17 protein-coding genes are annotated in these 17,707 nt (G+C 63.6%); 7 read left to right on the top strand and 10 right to left on the bottom strand.

Annotation, left to right across the window (positions count from 1 at the left end; genetic code table 11):
* Positions 1–16: 16 nt before the first annotated feature.
* From IC40_RS0107400 to IC40_RS0107445, 10 genes are all read right to left on the bottom strand, one after another.
* Positions 17–1,288 carry an IS481 family transposase gene (locus IC40_RS0107400; protein WP_030134102.1) on the bottom strand — a complete coding sequence of 424 codons (1,272 nt, stop codon included), beginning with the start codon at positions 1,286–1,288 and terminating at the stop codon, positions 17–19.
* 146 nt (positions 1,289–1,434) lie between these two features.
* Positions 1,435–2,556, bottom strand: a complete 1,122-nt coding sequence (locus tag IC40_RS0107405) for an aminotransferase class V-fold PLP-dependent enzyme (protein ID WP_030134103.1) — start codon at positions 2,554–2,556, stop codon at positions 1,435–1,437.
* Positions 2,553–2,957, bottom strand: a complete 405-nt coding sequence (locus IC40_RS0107410) for a RidA family protein (RefSeq protein ID WP_030134104.1) — start codon at positions 2,955–2,957, stop codon at positions 2,553–2,555. The genes IC40_RS0107405 and IC40_RS0107410 overlap by 4 nt, the downstream gene beginning before the upstream one ends.
* Entirely contained in the window at positions 2,954–3,991 is a 1,038-nt protein-coding gene (locus IC40_RS0107415; RefSeq protein ID WP_234411516.1) for a quinone oxidoreductase family protein, read from the bottom strand. The genes IC40_RS0107410 and IC40_RS0107415 overlap by 4 nt, the downstream gene beginning before the upstream one ends.
* A gap of 59 nt (positions 3,992–4,050) precedes the next feature.
* Entirely contained in the window at positions 4,051–5,370 is a 1,320-nt protein-coding gene (locus IC40_RS0107420; protein WP_030134106.1) for an aspartate aminotransferase family protein, read from the bottom strand.
* A gap of 24 nt (positions 5,371–5,394) precedes the next feature.
* Entirely contained in the window at positions 5,395–6,246 is an 852-nt protein-coding gene (locus IC40_RS0107425; RefSeq protein ID WP_030134107.1) for a hypothetical protein, read from the bottom strand.
* Entirely contained in the window at positions 6,243–7,256 is a 1,014-nt protein-coding gene (locus IC40_RS0107430; protein WP_030134108.1) for an alpha-ketoacid dehydrogenase subunit beta, read from the bottom strand. The genes IC40_RS0107425 and IC40_RS0107430 overlap by 4 nt, the downstream gene beginning before the upstream one ends.
* Positions 7,249–8,232 (bottom strand): thiamine pyrophosphate-dependent dehydrogenase E1 component subunit alpha, encoded by a 984-nt coding sequence (locus IC40_RS0107435; protein WP_042509524.1) that lies wholly within the window; start codon positions 8,230–8,232, stop codon positions 7,249–7,251. Before IC40_RS0107435 ends, IC40_RS0107430 begins: the two co-directional genes overlap by 8 nt.
* A 44-nt stretch (positions 8,233–8,276) precedes the next feature.
* Positions 8,277–9,137 (bottom strand): IclR family transcriptional regulator, encoded by an 861-nt coding sequence (locus IC40_RS0107440; RefSeq protein WP_042509525.1) that lies wholly within the window; start codon positions 9,135–9,137, stop codon positions 8,277–8,279.
* Positions 9,134–10,423 (bottom strand): M20 family metallopeptidase, encoded by a 1,290-nt coding sequence (locus tag IC40_RS0107445; protein ID WP_030134111.1) that lies wholly within the window; start codon positions 10,421–10,423, stop codon positions 9,134–9,136. The genes IC40_RS0107440 and IC40_RS0107445 overlap by 4 nt, the downstream gene beginning before the upstream one ends.
* A gap of 369 nt (positions 10,424–10,792) precedes the next feature.
* Here IC40_RS0107445 and IC40_RS0107450 point away from each other — a divergent pair, with 369 nt between their 5' ends.
* From IC40_RS0107450 to IC40_RS0107480, 7 genes are all read left to right on the top strand, one after another.
* The gene (locus IC40_RS0107450) at positions 10,793–11,572 is read left to right on the top strand and encodes an acetoacetate decarboxylase family protein (protein ID WP_030134112.1); all 780 of its coding nucleotides are present in this window, start codon (positions 10,793–10,795) and stop codon (positions 11,570–11,572) included.
* The gene (locus IC40_RS0107455) at positions 11,569–12,939 is read left to right on the top strand and encodes an MFS transporter (protein WP_234411518.1); all 1,371 of its coding nucleotides are present in this window, start codon (positions 11,569–11,571) and stop codon (positions 12,937–12,939) included. Before IC40_RS0107450 ends, IC40_RS0107455 begins: the two co-directional genes overlap by 4 nt.
* Positions 12,940–13,003: 64 nt before the next feature.
* The gene (locus IC40_RS26825; RefSeq protein ID WP_051644289.1) at positions 13,004–13,531 is read left to right on the top strand and encodes a nuclear transport factor 2 family protein; all 528 of its coding nucleotides are present in this window, start codon (positions 13,004–13,006) and stop codon (positions 13,529–13,531) included.
* Positions 13,528–14,646 (top strand): sugar ABC transporter substrate-binding protein, encoded by a 1,119-nt coding sequence (locus tag IC40_RS0107465; RefSeq protein ID WP_030134115.1) that lies wholly within the window; start codon positions 13,528–13,530, stop codon positions 14,644–14,646. Before IC40_RS26825 ends, IC40_RS0107465 begins: the two co-directional genes overlap by 4 nt.
* A complete protein-coding gene (locus tag IC40_RS27785) occupies positions 14,643–16,154 on the top strand; it encodes a sugar ABC transporter ATP-binding protein (protein ID WP_036469597.1) in 1,512 nt (503 codons plus the stop codon). Before IC40_RS0107465 ends, IC40_RS27785 begins: the two co-directional genes overlap by 4 nt.
* Before the next feature lie 103 nt (positions 16,155–16,257).
* A complete protein-coding gene (locus IC40_RS0107475; RefSeq protein ID WP_042509527.1) occupies positions 16,258–17,202 on the top strand; it encodes an ABC transporter permease in 945 nt (314 codons plus the stop codon).
* A complete protein-coding gene (locus IC40_RS0107480; protein WP_030134118.1) occupies positions 17,199–17,696 on the top strand; it encodes a nuclear transport factor 2 family protein in 498 nt (165 codons plus the stop codon). Before IC40_RS0107475 ends, IC40_RS0107480 begins: the two co-directional genes overlap by 4 nt.
* The last annotated feature ends 11 nt before the right edge of the window (positions 17,697–17,707 follow it).

The following is a 17,707-nucleotide window of genomic DNA, read 5'->3' on the forward strand; positions in this document are numbered from 1 at the left end:
GGTGACAGTTGGTGTATCAGGACATCGGTGACGGTTTCCCGGTTTTGGGGCGTGGTCCTCTGGGGCGTCCGTTGCCGACGTACTTCACGCCAGGTGCGGGTCTGGTGTGTTCGATGAGGACTTCGCCATCGAGGTCGGCCACGGTGAGCTTCTCACCGTCGATGACGACTAGGACCTGCTCGAAACCGAGCCCGCCGTCGACTTGATAGCGAACTCCGCCGAGGACGTACGCGCCGGCGCTGGTCAGGGTGGCGACGGTGACGCCGGCAGGCAGGTCGGTGGGTGTAGATCGGCGCGGCGTGGTGACCGCGGGAAGGACCGGAGTCTCGGGTCGGGGTCGCGGAGGGTCAGCTTTGGGGATTGCCTCCCACGCCGTCAGGGGTGTGACGCGTCCGGGCAGCCCTTGGTCGGGGCGTTCGGTGTTGAAGATGACGTCAAACGCGTCGACCTGGGCCTGCAACTCGGCCAGCGTGCTGGCCAGCGGTTGCTTGTCGAGGTAGCGGAACAAGGTCTGATGGAAGCGTTCATTCTTGCCCTGGGTGGTGGGTTTGTGAGGTTTGCCGGTGATCGCCTGCACCCCTAGTCGTGTGAGGTGTTTGACGAGTCGGCCGAGGTAGCCACGCCGCGTTGGGTTGAGCGCAATTCCGTTGTCTGACAACAGCCGTTGAGGAACGCCGCAAGCGGCCACGCCCTTGTCAAAGACTGCGATGGCCGCCTCGGCGGTCTCGCTGAAGGCCACGTGGGAGGCGACCGCGTAACGAGAGTGGTCGTCGATGAGTTGGAAGATCACACACGTGCGTCCCCCGGTGAGCACGTATCCGGTGGCATCGAGTTGCCAGCACGCATTCGGGGCCGGGTAGACGAACCGTCGCCATGCCGAGCGGGGCTTCTTCTTTGGCTCAAGACGGGCCACACCGGCCTCGCGGAAGATCCGCGCCAACACTGCGATGGAAGGGACCTGGGGCAAGCCCATCGCGCGCATCTTGTCGTACACACTGATCGGGCCGTGGTCGATACCGGAGGCCTCCAGGGCCGCGCGCACGGCCATAGCCTGCTGCCTCACCTCCTCAGTTAACTTCGACGGGCTCGACTTCGGCCGCCGAGATTTGGGTTCGAGCACTGCGGCCTGCCCATCGGCCTTCGCGCGCTGGCGCAACGCGTAGAACGACTTTCTGGAGATGCCGTGCTCGGCGCAGAACGTAGTGACTGCTCCGCGCGGCGCGTCGTCAGGCCACCGGGAGATCTCCAGGCGGACTCGAGGATCGATGGGTTCATTGGCAGCCACCACCCGAGCTTCGAGGCAGAAGTGTCACCACCAAGAACGCTCAAAGTGTCACCGATGTCCTGATGCAGAACTGTCACCGATGTCCTGAGACATAACACCCCGACAAGTGAAATCGAGTAATGAAACCGCAGTTCAAGGCATATTTCGGCCTACCCACACGGGATGATTCCGGCGCATGCCGCGGCGGTCGCGGCGTCGACGTCGGAGAACACGTTGAAGTAGTGGAATCCCACCCGAAGCGCACCGCCCTCGGTGGTGGTGGCCCGGATGCGGTTGCGCCGCAGGGTGGCCGCATCGACGCGATGACGTGGTGGTGGGGAAGCGACCACAACATGTGACGGACGCCCGAGGTTGAGGATGCGGAACCCCGCCTCGACCAAGACTTCCGAATAGGCGTTCGCAAGATCCAGAACATGCTCTCGGCAACGCTTCTCATCCAACCGGCCGAGAAGATCCAGGGCGGCGCGAGCGCCGATCCAGGACAACCAGGCAGGCGAGGCATTGCACCGACTCATCGTTGCCGATTCGCTATACGGACCTCCGAAGTAATGCGGCGGTGAAGAGGCGGTCTTCCAGCTGGGCGTATGGGCGCGCATGAGTTTCAGATCGGGATCGGCGACCAGCCATGTCGTGCCACGTGGACACAGCATCCACTTGTAGCCATGTGTGGCGATGATATCGGCGGGATGGCCCGAGAGATCTGAGACCAGTACGCCCAGCGTCTGGGTGAGGTTGGCGAACACCAGCGCGCCATGCCGATGGGCGGTAGCGCAGATGGCATCGAGGTCGACGAGTTCGCCGTCGTTAGTCAATACTTCGCTCACGAGGACGAGCCCGGTGGTCTTGTCGATCGCGTCTAGGAGTTCGGTGCTGCGGCTATGTCCTGGTTTGCGTTTCACCACTCTCACTGACGTGCCGGTGGACGCGGCGTAAGCAAGGGCCGGGAACAACACACTTCGGAACTCGTCGCCCGAGACCAGGATGGACTTTCCGGGTGGTGTGCAACGGACGGCGGTCGCCGCTGCCTCGGCGAGTGACCCCTGGGAGGCGACATGGCTCGGGGCAATTCCGGTGTAACGGGCAAACTCGCCGCGCGCGTGGTCGGCCGCTGAGTCCCATTCGGTCCACTCGAATGATCCCGAAAGCCAATCGTCCAAACTGCTTGTGAGGCTGTCCACGACGCGGCGGGCTCCCGGTGGAGCCCCTGGGGTATCCAGCCATATCCAGTCTGTCAGGGACGGAAACTGGGCCCGAAACTCTTCAGGTGTCATCGTGGCAGCGCGACGACCGCTTCGATCTCGACCTTGAGGCCAGGGGCCGCCAACTCCGAGACGGTCGCCGCGGAATGCGCGGGGTACCGGCCAGTCGGATACCACCGTCGGAAGACCTCGTCACGCGCTCGGGCGAACTCGGTGAATCCGTCGGTACCGACCACGAGTGTGAGGAGTTTGACGATGGCACTGGGATCCACGTCGAGGTGTGAAACAATCGCTTCGATGTTCGCGAACGCTTGTAGCGTTTGCTCGTAACAGTTTTCGCTCACGAGCTCACCCGTCACGTCCGCGCCGATCTGTCCGGAAATGTACGCGGCAGTGGATGTGTGGGGCAGGATGGCGACGTGGCTGAAGGCGCCCATCGGGGGTGCGATTGCGGCGGGATTGACGGTGGTCATCGGGCCTCCGCCACAGGTGATTCCCACGTTGTGATGCCGCCAAGCGTGAAGACGGTCTTGCCGAACGCGACTCCCGACGCCATCTCGCGCAGTGCGTCCGCGGCCTCGGAGAGAGGGCGCACGGTGTGCACGGTCGGTCTGATCTGGTTCTCGGTGACGAAGCGGAGCATCTGGTCGAACTCGGGCGCACTTCCCATGGATGTGCCTTCCAGTGTTACCTGTCGAAAGAACAATTCCCGCAGCGAAAGACTGATGTCGGGTGCGGTCGTCGCTCCGAAGGAGATGACGCGACCTCCGGGGCGCAGTGCCTTCAAGGCGGCGGGGAAGGCCGATGCGCCTACGCTGTCGATGACCAAGTCTGCTGGAGTGTGGAGCTTTTCATCGAAGCCGTCGATTCCGACGACGACGTGTGATGCTCCCAGCGCGATGGCCTGTGCAACTTTGCTCGAATGCCGCGTCACCACGGTGACATGCGCCCCAGCGGCCGCGGCCATCGAGACGGCCAGGGTGCCTGCTCCGCCAGTCGCGCCGGTGATCACGACATGCTGGCCTGCCTCGAGTCGGCCCTTGGTGAAAAGTGCTCGGTAGGCGGTCAATCCAGCCAGCCCGAGTGCAGCCGCTTCGATTTCGGAGAGGTGCGGCGGAACGGGGTGAACGTTGACGCTGGGGACCGTGATGAACTCGGCGAACGTGCCCGGGATCGGTCCTCCGATGATGGTCGGCACTTCAGGCACATCTTCGGTACGCGTCCATCCGATACACGGATTGATCAGCACGATATCGCCGATCCGTTGTTCCGCGGTGTCACCGGTGGCGACGATCGTTCCGACGGCGTCGGCGCCGACGATCTTCGGCTCGTTGTCGGTGTGTGCGTCGATGACGAAGAGCTCGTGTCGATTGAGGCCGGCCGCGGCGATCCTGACGAGAACGTCGTTGTCCCGGGCTTCGGGACGAGGCACCTGTGCCAACCGCAGTCCAGCGGGTCCTGCACAGCCTGCGTGCACCAATGCCTGCATGGTGAGATTTTCTGACATCTAGTTCTCCGTCGAAATATCTTGGTGATCAGTGGGGTCGACCTGCGCGCAAGTAGGTGTCAATGGCCGACCGCTGCGGTGGCGTAGACCTTGGACAACACGTCTCGCAGGATCTCCAGAGCGGTCTGTGCCTCGGATTCGGTCACCGTCATCGGTGGTGTCACTCGCAGAACATTGCCGGCAAGCCCACCCTTGCCGATCAGCAGCCCGGCGGCCCTCGCCTCGGCGAGTGCGGCATTGGTGTGCCCGACCGCGGGTGTGCGGGTGTTCGGTTCGACGAGCTCGACGCCGATCATCAAACCTGATCCGCGAACCTCCCCGATGAGTGGGCACGTCGAAGCGATCTCCTCGAGCCCGGCACGCAGGATCGCTCCGACCCGGTCGGCATTGTCCTGGAGGTCGTGCGACTCGATGTAGTCCAGTACGGCATTGGCAGCCGACATCGCGATGGGGTTGCCGCCCGCGGTGGAAATGGAATTCGCTGTGAGACAGTTCATCAGGTCGGCCTCGGCCACCACTCCGCCGATGCTGATGCCGTTGGCCAGCCCTTTCGCGAAGGTGATTGCCTGCGGACGTATCCCGTAGTGCTCGATACCGAAGTAGGACCGCCCGGTGCGGCCCCAGCCTGACTGTACTTCGTCGGAGACGAAGGGGATGTCGTAGCGGTCGAGCACCGACTTCATCGCGGTGAAGAAATCGTCTGGCGGCGTGGCGAATCCACCGGCGCCCTGGATGGGTTCGGCGATGTAGCAGGCGATGTCACCGGAGGTCGATGTGTCGATCATGGTTTGTAGCTCGTCACGACAGGCGGCGGTGAACGCTGCATCGTCGAGATGGGCGAACGGACTTCGGTATTTGTAGCCGGAGTGGCTGTAGGTGACCTGGAGTGGGCTGAGGGCGGTGGCCGACCAGCCTCGGATGCCGGTGGCGGCGACGGTTCCGAAGGAGCGACCGTGGTAGCTGCCCCGCAAGGCGATGACCTGATTGGAGCGGCGTGCCGTCGTGGTGAGCAGGAAGGCGGTTTCCACAGCTTCGGAGCCGGAGTTGACGAAGAACACTCTCGGGTTGTCGACCGGGGCGCGGCGGGCGATCTTCTCGGCGAGTTCGATCTGGCTGCGGATCAAATACAGCGTGCTCGAATGGAGTAGCCGTCCGGCCTGACGCCGGATGGCCTCGGTGATCTCCGGGATATCGTGGCCGACCATTGTGGCCAGCAGCCCCCCGAAGAAGTCGAGGTATGTCCGACCGTCACCACCGGTGACGTGTCGGCCTGAACCCTCCACCAATTCCAGTGGATCGTCATAGTAGGTGGTCAGCCAACCCGGCATGACGGAGCGATGCCGCTGGTGCAGGGAGGCTTCGGCGTTGTCGACGGTCATATGAGTGATCCTTGTGGTTGGAGTTCAGTGCGGGCGGCCACTGAGATACGCGGCGACTTCGGCGCCGAACGTGGTGACCTTCTCGGCGGTGGTTGACGATGGTCGGTATGCGACCACGAGCTTTGCGCAGGCGCGCACTGCGACGGTCGGGTTACCGAAGCAGTCTCGTTCGGCGACAACCTCATCGGTGGGTGGGCCGACGGTCAGGCGGGCCACCGCATCGGGGTGCGGAGGCGTGTAGAACATTGCTCGGCTAGCGCAGAGGTGCACCTCGAGCCGAAGTGGGTGGGCAGTAATCTCCGGGCTGTTCGACGGGTCCGTTGCGCCGTCGAGAATCCGGGCGATGCCTGATGCGGAAAGCCGTCGTGCATCCTCGATCACCACACCGGGCCGACCGGTCGAAATGCCGTACACCACCACGTCCACCCGATCCGCGCACCCGAGACCGCACATCCCACCGGCGGCCTCAGCGGCCGCGGCGACGAGCGCTCCGACTCGGGTGTGCTCTCGACTGGCCCACTCCGATCCGGGACCGAGGACCGCCCTCGTCACGAGATAGCCTACTTCGCAGCCGATTACGGATACCTCTGCCTGCTCGTCATTGACCGACTGGCGGAAATCGGATACGGGGCGTGACGTGATCCAGCCGGCCAGTCCGGTCCTGGCATAGGTGGATTCAGGTGGTGCCTGGGTGAGATATCCGTCGGTAGTGGCGACCACATCGGTCTCCGTGCCGAGAGAATCGGACATTTCGGCGACGACGTCGAAGCGGTGCACGCGCTCACCGTCGGCAACGAACCACTTGGTGACCGAAGCGGTGTCCTGGTGTAGGTGTGCAGAGGCGCACAGCTCGTGGTTGTCGATGGAGGCTGTCATCGAATGGATACCGGTGAGCGGAACATCGCACGTATCCGATCGACGATGGTGTCGACGCCGGGTATGACGGCCTTCAGTAGTTCGGGGGCCGCCGGAATCCGGGTGTCCGGCGTCGCGATTCTGACCGGCGACCGGGTCCCGAGCAGACCCCGTTCCGCGACGGCGGTGACGAGTTCGGCTCCGAGACCGGCGAACTGGTGTGCTTCGTGAACTACGACCAGAGCCCCGGTCCGCTCGACGCTGGAGGCAACGGAGTCCACGTCGAGGGGTCGCAGCCAGCGCATGTCGAGCACCTCCGCCGAGATGCCGTGCTCTACCTCCAGGATGTGTGCCGCGTCGAGAACCTTGTGCTGGATAGCACCCCACGTCGCGATGGTCACGTCGCTTCCCTGTCGGCGCGTGGCCGCGCCGTCAGGCCCGAGTATCGGCCCGTCGAGCGCAACGGGCTGTTTCGCTCCGTGGTAGAGGTTGCGGTTCTCGATGACGACGGTGGGATCGTCGCGTTGGATGCTTGTCAGGAGCAGATCGTAGGCATCCTGATGAGTCGTCGGCATACACACCTCGATGCCCGGTATGTGGGCGAAGAGCGCCTCCAGGCTCTGCGAATGCTGGGCACACGCGCCAGGTCCGCTTCCTTGTTGCGTACGGATCGTCAGCGGTGCGGTCAACCTGCCACGGTTGAGATACCGGACGTTGGCGGCTTGGTTGACGATCTGGTCGAAGGCGACCAGCGCGAAATCCGCCCACATGATTTCGACGATGGGTCGTCTGCCCACCAGGGCGGCACCAACCGCACCACCCAGGATCGCCGATTCGGAGATGGGGGTGTCGAACACCCTGTCCCCGAACGATTTCTGGAGTCCCTTGGTCACACCGAACACCCCACCGGGCAGGGCGACGTCCTCACCGAACAGAAGTGTGCTGGGATCTTCGGCCAGTGCTCGACGCAGGGCACGGTTGACGGTTTCGGCGTAGGTGAGGTCTTTGTGCTTGCTGGTTGGGTCAGGCATAGAGATGCTCCAATGCGGTCGCAGGGTCGGCAAGCGGCATTGCCTGCGCCCGTTTGCTCGCGGCCAGGACGTCGGCCGTGGCGCGAGCCACGGTCGAGTCGATGCGCGCCTGGTCGACTCCCTTTTCGGTCAGCTTCGTGATCAGACGGGTGATCGGTTCGGCCGATGTGATCCGATCGAGCTCACCGTCGGCGCGGTATTGCTGCGCATCTCCGATGTAGTGGCCGACGATCCGGTCGGTCATGGCTTCGACAAGGGTCGGACCTCGACCTTCGCGTGCGTGTCGCACCGCGTGTGTCATCACGTGCCGGACCGCCGCGGGGTCGTTGCCGTCCACGCGCACACCCGGCATGCCGTAGGCTGCCGCGCGTTTGAAGAGTCGGTCCGAGGTGGTGGTCGCGGTGATCGGGGTCAGTTCGGACCAATGGTTGTTCTCCACGACAAAGATCACCGGAATGGCCATCACAGCCGCGAAGTTGAAGGCTTCATGGACCGAGCCCTGATTGACCGCACCATCGCCGAAAGCGGCGACGCATACTCGACCGGAGCCGTCGAAGCGGGCGGCCAGAGCGGCACCGGCGGCGATGGGCGCACCGGCTCCCACGATGGAGTTCTCACCCATCATCCCTACTTCGGGAACCGAGAGGTACGCCGATCCCCCTCGGCCACCGTTCACGCCCGACTCGCGGCCCATGAGTTCGGCGAACATCCCGTCCAGCGAAGCGCCGCAGGCCAGCGCCCACCCGTGCCCGCGGTACGTGGGGAACACCAGGTCTCGTTGCGGGTCGAGCGCGGCGGTGGCGCCGGTGTAGATCGCTTCCTGGCCACTGCAGAGGTGCACCGACCCGACAATCGTCCCGTCGCCTCGTAGCCGGGCGACTTCTGTCTCGAACTCTCGGATGCGGACCATGGAGCTCAGGTATGTGAGCAGGGTGCCGGAGTCGACCGATTCAGACGGGGGTGGGTGTGTGGTCATGTTTCCTCGGAATATGGTTGTGGAACAGCGGGTTCGAGCGATGACTACAACGAGCGGGACTCGGGTGAATTCGGTGCTGCGGTTATCACCAGCCGACCGGTCTTCAGCAGATTGGTGGCCAAGGCGCCTGCCTCACGCACTTCGGTGGACAGGGCCGTACGGGTCTGCTGGAAGCGGGACACCGGTACCGAGACGCTGAACGAACCGGCAGGTGTACCCGACGGGTCGAAGAACGGGGCGGACACACAGCAGACGTCCTCGGCGAATGCCTCGATATCCAGTGCGTAGCCGCGGCGCCTGATGGTTTCGAGTTCGTTGGTCAGCTCGTTGAAATCCGAGATCGTGTTGGCGGTCAGCTTCGTCAGCGGCGTTCCGTCGAACATCGTGGCGACCTGGCTCGCCGGAAGGTGCGCCAGCACGGCCAGACAGGATGCGCGGGCATGCATGTTGCCGACGTAGCCGACATCGAGGTTCTTGACGGTGAGGGAATGCAGGCCGTGAAGGACCTGTTGCATCAGGATCGTGCCGTGATACCAGCCGCAGACATACGAGGTTTCCCGCGTCTTGTTGTGCAGTCGGGTGAGTATTGCCGAGATTTCGGGTGCCGGCCCGGTGCGCGCCGAGAGGTGCTTGCCCAGTGTCGACCCGCGTGGACCGATATCGAAGTTCCCGCCGGGCAGCCTCACCACGTAGCCATCCGCGCGCAGCGTCCGCAACAGGTGGTAACAGGTGCTCTGTTTGATGCCTAGCTGACGTGCCAGTGTTTTCGGTGTCGCGGTGCCGTTACCTTCTGCCACCGCTTCGAGTACTCCGAGTCCCCGGGCAAGGGTCTGGAGGACCGTCGCTTCGCCTGAGACCGGTTCGGCGGATGGGTCTTCGGTGCCACCGGGCTTGCTGACGGTCATGAGATCGTCCCGCGCAGATGATGTTCGGCCCACGCCGCCAATGCGTTGGCGAGGATGAGCGCGGCGTCGACGACGTCGCGCTCTGCGATCCTCTCGTCGGGGCTGTGGGCGTAGCGCATCTCTCCTGGGCCGAACACGGCAGTGGAAACTCCTGCAGCCGTGAGGATCCCGGCATCGCAACCAGCCGTCATGCCTTCTATCTTGGGAGCGAGTCCGGTGCGCCGTCGACCCTCGTCCAACGCGCGGACCACAGGGTCGGACTCGGGAGTCTCCCAACTCCGCAAGCCCTCGTTGTCCCATCTGATAACCGGTGGGTTGTTTCGTAGCCATTCGTCACGGGCCACCACACCCTGGACACAGTCGGTGAGTGCGGCTCGGACATCGCTGACATCTTCACCGGGCATCACTCCGATGCGGCCCGACAGGCTGCCCCTGGCGGGCACGGCGGCCCGCCACCCACCGATGTCCACAGTGCCGATGGCGAGTGGGACAGCGCTCGGGAACGGCATGCGCGGATCGGTGAGCCGAGCGGCTCGCTCTGCACCCAGATCCTGCAGTGCACGGTAGATGTCGATCAGCTTGGGTCCCACGTCGATGCCATGCCAGGGAACGGAGGTGTGTGCGGCCCGGCCGGTCACTTCCACCGTGAAGAACAGCAGTCCGGAGGCCACGGTGACCACAGCGCCTGCCGTGGGCTCCAAGACGATGGTGCCGAGTCGTTCGGGCATACGCTCCAACGCCGCGGATGTTCCCACGCCCGTGGTCTCTTCACCCACCACGAGCTCGACGGCCACATTGAACGGCAACTGCACGCCAGCCCGATCCAGTGCATCCAACGCCCACAGCGCTGCGGCGATCCCGCCCTTGGTGTCCACCGACCCGCGACCGTGCACGCAACCTTCCACGCGTGCTCCGGAGAACGGGTCACGCGACCATTGATCGCCGTCGAGGACGGGCACCACGTCGATGTGCCCGTTGATGACAACGGTGGGTATGTCCGCGCGGCATCGTTGGTAGTAGCCCACGACGTTGGCGCGTTCCTGCGTCCTGGCCTCGCTGCTACTGCGTTCGCCGCGGACGACCCGGGACTCGGCGAGCGGGTGCTTCTCGACCGACCACCCGCGGGATGCGAAGAATGCCGCGTAGAGCTCGGCAACGGTGTCTTCGTGGCCGGTCACACTCGGCCTTTGCACTGTTCTCGACAGGAAGTCGAGCATGGCGTCCGTCGATTCGCGGATCGAGTCCGAGATTGCTTGCTCGTTAGTAGATTTCACGAAATCCGTCATTGCCGATCTTCTCCGTGGTCGCACCGCGCGACATCCCTTGCATCTTGGGGAGCGCACGCCAGATTGATCCAGCATATGAGCAGAAGTTTCGACTATTTGAAAGATTGCTACACGCAACCGGTTGAACTGGGTGTTTCCGGTATCGATACCTCGGTGTGAACCAGGTCATAACAAATTTTTCAGATAGTTGACATCGACTTCCATCTGCTGGTGTTCGCCGCGATGTTGATTCATCTTGAAACGGCCGACGCACGGATCCCCTGCACAAGGGTGAAACCGTCGGCGTCTGAACTTGACCTGTGTCGAACACCGAGGAAGAAGGACCCTGTGTCGTCCATCCCGTCGCCACACCGCTCAAACGCTGATTCCATGACCGCGAGTGCGATGCCGGCCTTCGCGCCGCTTTTCGTCCCCGGCGTGGAAACTGTTTCGGTCCGCTGGATCTCGGTCGTGTACCGCACGAGCGCGGCGGTCGTCGACGCGGTGCTCCCGCGTCCGTTGGTCGCCGGAGCCGCGCCCGAGGTCATCATCTGGATCGCCGAGTTCCGCGGTGCGCGTTTCACCGGGGCTGGTGGTGCCGTGGAATGTCGCCCCGACTACATGCAGGGTGGGATCAATCTGCGCTGTCGCCGCGGAGTGGTCGAGGGTGCCTACGCCGTCGAGACGTTCGTGGAAGGAATCAACCACGGGATTCTCGGGCGTGAGATGTTCGGCCTTCCCAAGAAGCAGGTCCGCAGCGTCACCCTCGTGGACACGCCGACCGGAGCCGAGTTCGCGTTTGTCGATGCGCACGGGCAACAGCTACTCCGCGGATCGGCGAGTGCAGGACGAACCGGTGCCGATCGCATCGTCCCCGCGTGGTTCGACACGCAGTACACCGCAAAGTTGATACCCAGCGCCGAAGGACCGCACTACGACATCAGCCGGCTGGTCCAGATTCCCTTCCGGCTCGAGGCAGCTGGTCCGCTCCGCACCGGAGATGCCACCGTCGAGTGGCTCGAATCATCGAGTGACCCTTTGTATCTACTCACACAGTGTGCTGCACCGATCGCCGTGTGGGGGGTGGCGCAGCTCGATATCGACTATGGCACCTATGTGGCTGAACTGGCCCCGTCCGACATCCCTGTCATGGGTTCACCGCGATGGTGAGCAGGCGCAGATCCGATACCGGCACCCACGCGGTGGACGCTGTGCAGCCAGGCCTCACGCCCGGACGGCGCAAGGCGATCATCGCGGCCTGCATCGGCAATTTCCTGGAATGGTACGAGTTCGTCCTCTACGGCTACTTCGCAGGCATCTTCTCGGTGCTGTTCTTCGTCGACGAGGATCCCGCGGTGGCCATGATGCTGACCTTCCTGGTCTTCGGTATCAGCTTTGTCGTTCGCCCGCTGGGGGGAATCCTCTTCGGGTACATCGGCGACAGGTACGGCCGCAAGGTCACGCTCTCGGCGATCATCCTGACAATCTCGCTGGCGACGGCGCTCATGGCAGCGGTACCTCCGTACGCCAGTATCGGGATCGCGGCACCGGCGCTGATCCTGCTGCTGCGGTGCCTGCAGGGCCTCTCGGCCGGCGGCGAGTGGATGGGTGCCGCCGCCTACGTCGTGGAGTCGGCACCTGCGCACCGTCGCGCGTTCTACGGGAGTTGGCAGACGATCACCATCACCCTCGGCATGTTCACCGCCGCACTCACATCCCTGATCCTGTCCGCAATGCTCGACGGTGAACAGCTCCTATCCTGGGGCTGGCGAATCCCATTCCTTGCCGCATTACCGCTGGGCCTGATAGGTCTCTACATGCGGCTACGACTCGAAGAGTCCGCCGAGTTCGGAGAGATGAGCCAGAGTGCGCGGCGCGAGAAATCCCCGTTGCGGCGAGCCGTCACCGAGAACTGGCGTTCGATCCTGTTGGTGTGCGGCCTGGTGTGCTCACCCACGATGTGCACCTATGTGTTGCTGGTGTTCGGTCCCACCTTTCTGTCCGGTGAGATCGGCATGGATGCGACAGCGGCAAGCGGAGCTTGTCTCATCGCGATGCTGGCCCTCGCCGTACTCGTCGTGCTGTTTGCTCGGCTCTGCGATCGCGTCGGTCGCAAACCTTTCGTTCTGTGGGGTGCGGTGCTGGTCGCCGTCACCGCTCCGCTCGGTTTCCTACTGATCCACCAGCGCTCCTTCGTGGCGGTGATCGCCGGCATGATCCTGATACTCATCGGAGATGCGATGATGCTGGCTCCGCAGCCGGCGCTGTTCTCCGAGCTGTTCCCCACATCGCGCAGATACAGCGGTCTGGCCCTGGGATACAACCTCGGCGTCGTGCTCTTCGGTGGCGCTGGCCCGTTGATCGCCACCGCACTCATCGCGGCCACCGACACCACGTATGCACCCGCCATCTATCTGACCGGCGGGGCATTGGTGAGCCTCGTCGCAGCTGTGCTGGTCCCGGAGACGCTCGGCGTATCGCTGCGGACAGGACGGATCGAATCCGCTAGCGCCCCTCAACCGAAAACACCGGTCTAGTGCCGCCGCAGCCACTTTCGATCCCGAAGTTCGGCACCGAGTGACATTCATACCCACCGAAGAAATGGACGACGCATTGGACTCCGAGAAATGCACAGCGGCACTCCGAGAGCTGTTGGCGGAACGTGAGATCGCACGACTACACGCGCGGTACGCGCACCTGTGCGACTCGGGCTATCCTGCCGACGAGATCGCCGACCTCTTCGTCGAACAAGGACTCTGGCAATCAGACCCCGGAGGCCGGGTGTTTCGGGGCCGCGATCAGATCCGCGACCACTTCAGCACCGCTTCCGCCGGCTACCCATGGGCCTTACACGTCAACGCCCTCTTGCACATCGATGTCTCACCTGACGGGTTGAGCGCACGAGGCGCGTGGTACCTGCTGATGCCCTGTGTCGACGCGACAGTCGCGGCACCCACCGCCGCCTGGCTGGCGGGACGCTATGACAACACCTTCGTCAAGACCGACGCCGGATGGCGATATGAACACCTGCACATCAGATTCGGGTTGATGAGCCCCCATTCCGCCGACTGGGCGCAGGAAAGACACGCACTTGCCGGGACCGCTGCAAGAACTGAGGAGATCGGATGAACGTCACGCACATGTTGAGGACTGTCACCGCGGGCATCTTGTGCGCACTGCTGGTGGGTGGGTGTCAGTCACCGCCGCCCACCCAGGCGGGAAATGAGCAGGCCGCGGCGGCTTTGGCCGCGGAGGCTCGGGCCCGGGTGGACGCGGCAAAGGCCTCCGTCGCCGGGGGCGTCCCAGTCAGCAGTCCGCCTGTGCAATCCGGCAAGTTCGTGATCCTCATTCCGTGTTCGCAGGCATCCGAGGGATGTGCGCAACCGGTGAAGGGTGCGGCGGAGGCAGCTCGGGAAATCGGCTGGCGAACCCAGATCATCGATGGAAAGGACACCGCCAGCACCCAGAACGCCGCAATACGCCAGGCAATCGCACTCAAGCCCGATGGCATCATCACCTTTGCCATCAACCCGAGCAGCGTTCAGGGTGCACTCGCCGAAGCCCGAAACCAGGGTATCCCCGTGGTGGCGTCCTCGGCCACCGCGTCGAACATGGTGGCGTTCTCGGACAATCCCACGCCTGAGGCCTGGCGGCAGAGCGGTTCGCTGCTCGCGGACTACGCCATTTCCGAGACCCGAGGACAGGTGAAGGCATTGGTTCTGCACGACACGGGATTCGACGTGTTGGACAACCGCCATGCCGGTTTCGTGGAGCAGCTACAAACGTGTTCGACCTGCCAGATTCTGGAAGATCAGACGTTCACGTTCTCGGATCTGGCCAACTCCGTACCTCGACTGGTGCAGCAGATGGCCCAGCGGCATCCGGATTTCAACACCATCTACATCGACTACGACTACGCGGTGCCGACTCTTCTCCAAGGTCTGCGATCGGTGAATGCGCAGGACAAGATCGTGCTGGGGTCCGACGGTACCTCAGCGGCCATCAAGTTGATCCGCGACAGCGGTGGCCAGACCGCCACAACCGCTTTCGCGCTGGACTGGTTGGGGTGGTCGAGTGTCGATGCACTGAACCGAGTTTTCGCCGGTGGCGACCCGCAGGAGGCGGCCGGTGCGATTTCGGTCAAGCTGATAGACCACGAAGTGGCACAGGGGATTTCGGGGCTGTGGACCGGGGATATGGATTTCCGCGACGGGTATCGGACGATGTGGGGCGCCGAATCGTGAGCTCGTCGGATGCGGTGGTAAGCCTGCGGGGCATCACGAAGACCTTCGCCGCGCAGGTGGCGCTCGAGCACATCGGCGTCGACTTCGCGCCGGGTACGGTGCATGCGTTGGCGGGTATGAACGGATCCGGTAAGTCCACGCTGGTCAAAGTCCTTGCCGGGGTGCACGCCCCCGATGCCGGCACGATCGAGGTGGCTGGCCGGCGGTTCCCAGCACTGACTCCGAAGCTGGCGCACGAGTTGGGTTTCCGTTTCATCCACCAAGACCCGGGATTGTTCTCCGATCGGTCGGTGGCAGACAACATCGCGGCGGGTGCTCGCTTCCGACACAGTTCGCGGCTGCGAGTCCGTGACGGTGCTGAACGCTCGGCGGCTCGTCGGGCCCTGGAAGAACTCGGCGTCACCCATATCGACCCGCGGACGATCATGCGCGACCTCTCGCCGACTGAACGGACGATGGTGGCCGTCGCTCGCGCAGTCCAGGACCTCTGGGACAGAATCGACCTCAGGTTGCTCGTGCTCGACGAGCCGACGGCGTCGCTGCCGGAGAAGGAAGCCACTCGCGTCCAAGAGGTCGTGACCTCGATCGCAGCGAAGGGTGTTGCCGTCGTGTACATCACCCACGATCTGACGACACTGGTCGGTCTTGCCCAGTACGTCACGGTACTGCGTGACGGGTGCAAGGTCGGTACCGTCGAATCTCGGTCAATCGACGACCGACAACTGGCCACGATGATGGCCGGCGCCGAACAGGAACTGCGTCCGGTGGTCCGTGGCCCCCGATCGACCGAGGTGGTGCTCGACTGTGTCGGATTGTCCGGTGGCCGTGTCGGCGGTATCGACATACAACTCCATCGGGGCGAGATTCTGGGCCTGGCGGGGCTGCTCGGTTCGGGCCGCAGCACCACATTGCGGCTGATCGCCGGGGTTCAGGAACGCAGCACCGGCACCGTCGAATTGGAGGGTGCCGCGGTCGTGGCCGGGCGACCGCGGGCCGCTGTCGAGCGGGGTATCGCGTTGGTTCCCGAGGACCGTCGTGCGCACGCGGCATTCAACGGGATGTCGATGGCGGACAACCTGATGATGGCATCGCTGCCGACAGTGGCCTCACCTTTTCGTATCGATCGGCGCGCCGAACGCGACGCTGCAGTGCGCTTGTTGGCCGACTATGACGTGCGGCCCGCAGACCCGGACAAGCGCTTCTCCTTGTTCAGCGGTGGCAATCAACAGAAGGCGATCATCGCTCGCTGGTCTCGCACCGCACCGAAGGTGCTGCTGCTCGACGAACCCACTCAAGGCGTCGATGTGCACGCCAGACACCAGATTCACGATGCGATTCGTGCGTTGTCCGACACCGGCATGAGTGTGATCGTCGTGTCGTCGGATTTCGCGGAACTCGCCGAGCTCAGTGACCGAATCCTGATCCTGCGCCAAGGCCTGGTGAAGTCCCAGATCGTCGGAGAACGGGTCGACGAAGAAACCATCCTGCACCTCGCCGGTACCGCCTGAAAGATTGGAACCAACTCCGATGTCCCTTGATCCCAACCCCACCGATGCACCCCCACAACGTCGTCGGCTCCCCGACGAACCCCCCAAGGCAGCGTCGCGACGAATGCATGCCGCACTGGCACCACGGTGGCTGGGGTTTTACGTTCTGGTCGGGCTCATCATCCTGTTCAGCACGTTGTTGCCCTACACGTTCCCGACGACCGCCAACGCCAGCGCGATTCTCGGCAATGAGTCAGTCGGGATGATGCTCGCCATCGCCCTGCTGATTCCGGTGGTAGCCGGACATTTCGATCTCTCGGTGGCCAGCATCCTGACACTGGCGATGATCGCATCCATCGGGCTGTTCCAGTTCTTCTCGGCTCCGGTCTGGGTGGCGTGTCTCGCGGGGCCTGTCATCGGCGCGGGTATCGGCTTGATCAACGGCTTTTGCGTGGCGTGGCTGAAGATCAACTCGCTGGTCGCCACGTTGGCCACCGGCAGTTGCGCGTTGGGCGCGGCATTGTGGTGGACCAATGGTTCGATCTTTGCGGAGAACGTACCTGCCTCATTCAGGGCATTGGGTGAACGCGTGCTCGGCATTCCCTTGCCGGTCGTCTACACGCTCGTCGTGTGCATGATCGCGTGGTGGACACTGGAGCGAACCCCGGTCGGTCGCTATCTGTACGCCATCGGTGACAATCCTGACGCGGCGCGGCTGGTCGGCCTACCCACAGCGGGACTGACGACCGCGTCCTTCGTGGCATCCGGCACCATCGCCGGAACGGCCGGTGTCATTCAGGCGGCGATACTGGGCTCGGGCAATCCGCAAGTGGGCGCCAGCTTCCTGTTGCCGGCGTTCGCAGCGGTTTTCCTGGGAGCAACCGTCTTCCATATCGGACGCTACAACGTCGTCGGCACCGTGGTGGCCGTTCTGCTGCTGGCGGTGATGGTCGCCGGTTTGCAGCAGTTCGGCTTGCCGTTCTATATCGAACCCTTGCTCAAGGGCGCCATCCTGTTGGCGGCAGTGGCATTCACAACCGGTCGATTCTCGGGAAAGGCGCAACAATGACCGACCCCATGGCCGCCGTGCGTCAACGCCTGGACCTACTGGAGGCCCGTGAAGACATCCGTCGTCTCAAACACCGCTACGCCTACATCTGCGATACCGGTTACGACGGTGAGGCCTTCGCCAATCTGTTCACACCAGAGGGTATTTGGGAATCGAACACGTTTGGTCTCGTCCGCGGACACCGGGAGATCCGCGATTTCATCAACAGGATCGGTGATACCGAATACTCCTGGGCAATCCACTATATGACCTGCCTGGAGGTCGATCTCGACGAGAGTGCGACCGTCGCTACGGGAACCTGGCAGCTGCTTCAACTGTGTACGCGGATCTCCTCACTCGAGCCCGAACCGGTGCTCGCGACAGCGATCTACCACGACGACCTCGTCAAAACCGACGACGGATGGCGATTCCGAAAGGTGTCGGCCACCTTCCAACACGTGACCGACATGCGGAGCGGCTGGGGGCCAAACCTGCTTCCCGGGCTGGTGAAGTGAGACCCTCGGTT

The organism is Mycolicibacterium neoaurum ATCC 25795 (assembly GCF_000691525.1).
GTDB lineage: Bacteria > Actinomycetota > Actinomycetes > Mycobacteriales > Mycobacteriaceae > Mycobacterium > Mycobacterium neoaurum.

What these genes read in the sequence shown, in the direction of transcription:
- IC40_RS0107450 (WP_030134112.1), top strand. Translation starts at nt 10,793, where the DNA reads ATGACCGCGAGTGCGATGCCGGCCTTCGCGCCGCTTTTCGTCCCCGGC.
- IC40_RS0107435 (WP_042509524.1), bottom strand. Translation starts at nt 8,232, where the DNA reads ATGACCACACACCCACCCCCGTCTGAATCGGTCGACTCCGGCACCCTG.
- IC40_RS0107420 (WP_030134106.1), bottom strand. Translation starts at nt 5,370, where the DNA reads ATGACCGTCGACAACGCCGAAGCCTCCCTGCACCAGCGGCATCGCTCC.
- IC40_RS0107480 (WP_030134118.1), top strand. Translation starts at nt 17,199, where the DNA reads ATGACCGACCCCATGGCCGCCGTGCGTCAACGCCTGGACCTACTGGAG.
- IC40_RS0107440 (WP_042509525.1), bottom strand. Translation starts at nt 9,137, where the DNA reads ATGACCGTCAGCAAGCCCGGTGGCACCGAAGACCCATCCGCCGAACCG.
- IC40_RS0107410 (WP_030134104.1), bottom strand. Translation starts at nt 2,957, where the DNA reads ATGACCACCGTCAATCCCGCCGCAATCGCACCCCCGATGGGCGCCTTC.
- IC40_RS0107445 (WP_030134111.1), bottom strand. Translation starts at nt 10,423, where the DNA reads ATGACGGATTTCGTGAAATCTACTAACGAGCAAGCAATCTCGGACTCG.
- IC40_RS0107475 (WP_042509527.1), top strand. Translation starts at nt 16,258, where the DNA reads ATGCATGCCGCACTGGCACCACGGTGGCTGGGGTTTTACGTTCTGGTC.
- IC40_RS0107425 (WP_030134107.1), bottom strand. Translation starts at nt 6,246, where the DNA reads ATGACAGCCTCCATCGACAACCACGAGCTGTGCGCCTCTGCACACCTA.
- IC40_RS0107465 (WP_030134115.1), top strand. Translation starts at nt 13,528, where the DNA reads ATGAACGTCACGCACATGTTGAGGACTGTCACCGCGGGCATCTTGTGC.
- IC40_RS26825 (WP_051644289.1), top strand. Translation starts at nt 13,004, where the DNA reads ATGGACGACGCATTGGACTCCGAGAAATGCACAGCGGCACTCCGAGAG.
- IC40_RS0107405 (WP_030134103.1), bottom strand. Translation starts at nt 2,556, where the DNA reads ATGACACCTGAAGAGTTTCGGGCCCAGTTTCCGTCCCTGACAGACTGG.
- IC40_RS0107430 (WP_030134108.1), bottom strand. Translation starts at nt 7,256, where the DNA reads ATGCCTGACCCAACCAGCAAGCACAAAGACCTCACCTACGCCGAAACC.
- IC40_RS0107415 (WP_234411516.1), bottom strand. Translation starts at nt 3,991, where the DNA reads ATGTCAGAAAATCTCACCATGCAGGCATTGGTGCACGCAGGCTGTGCA.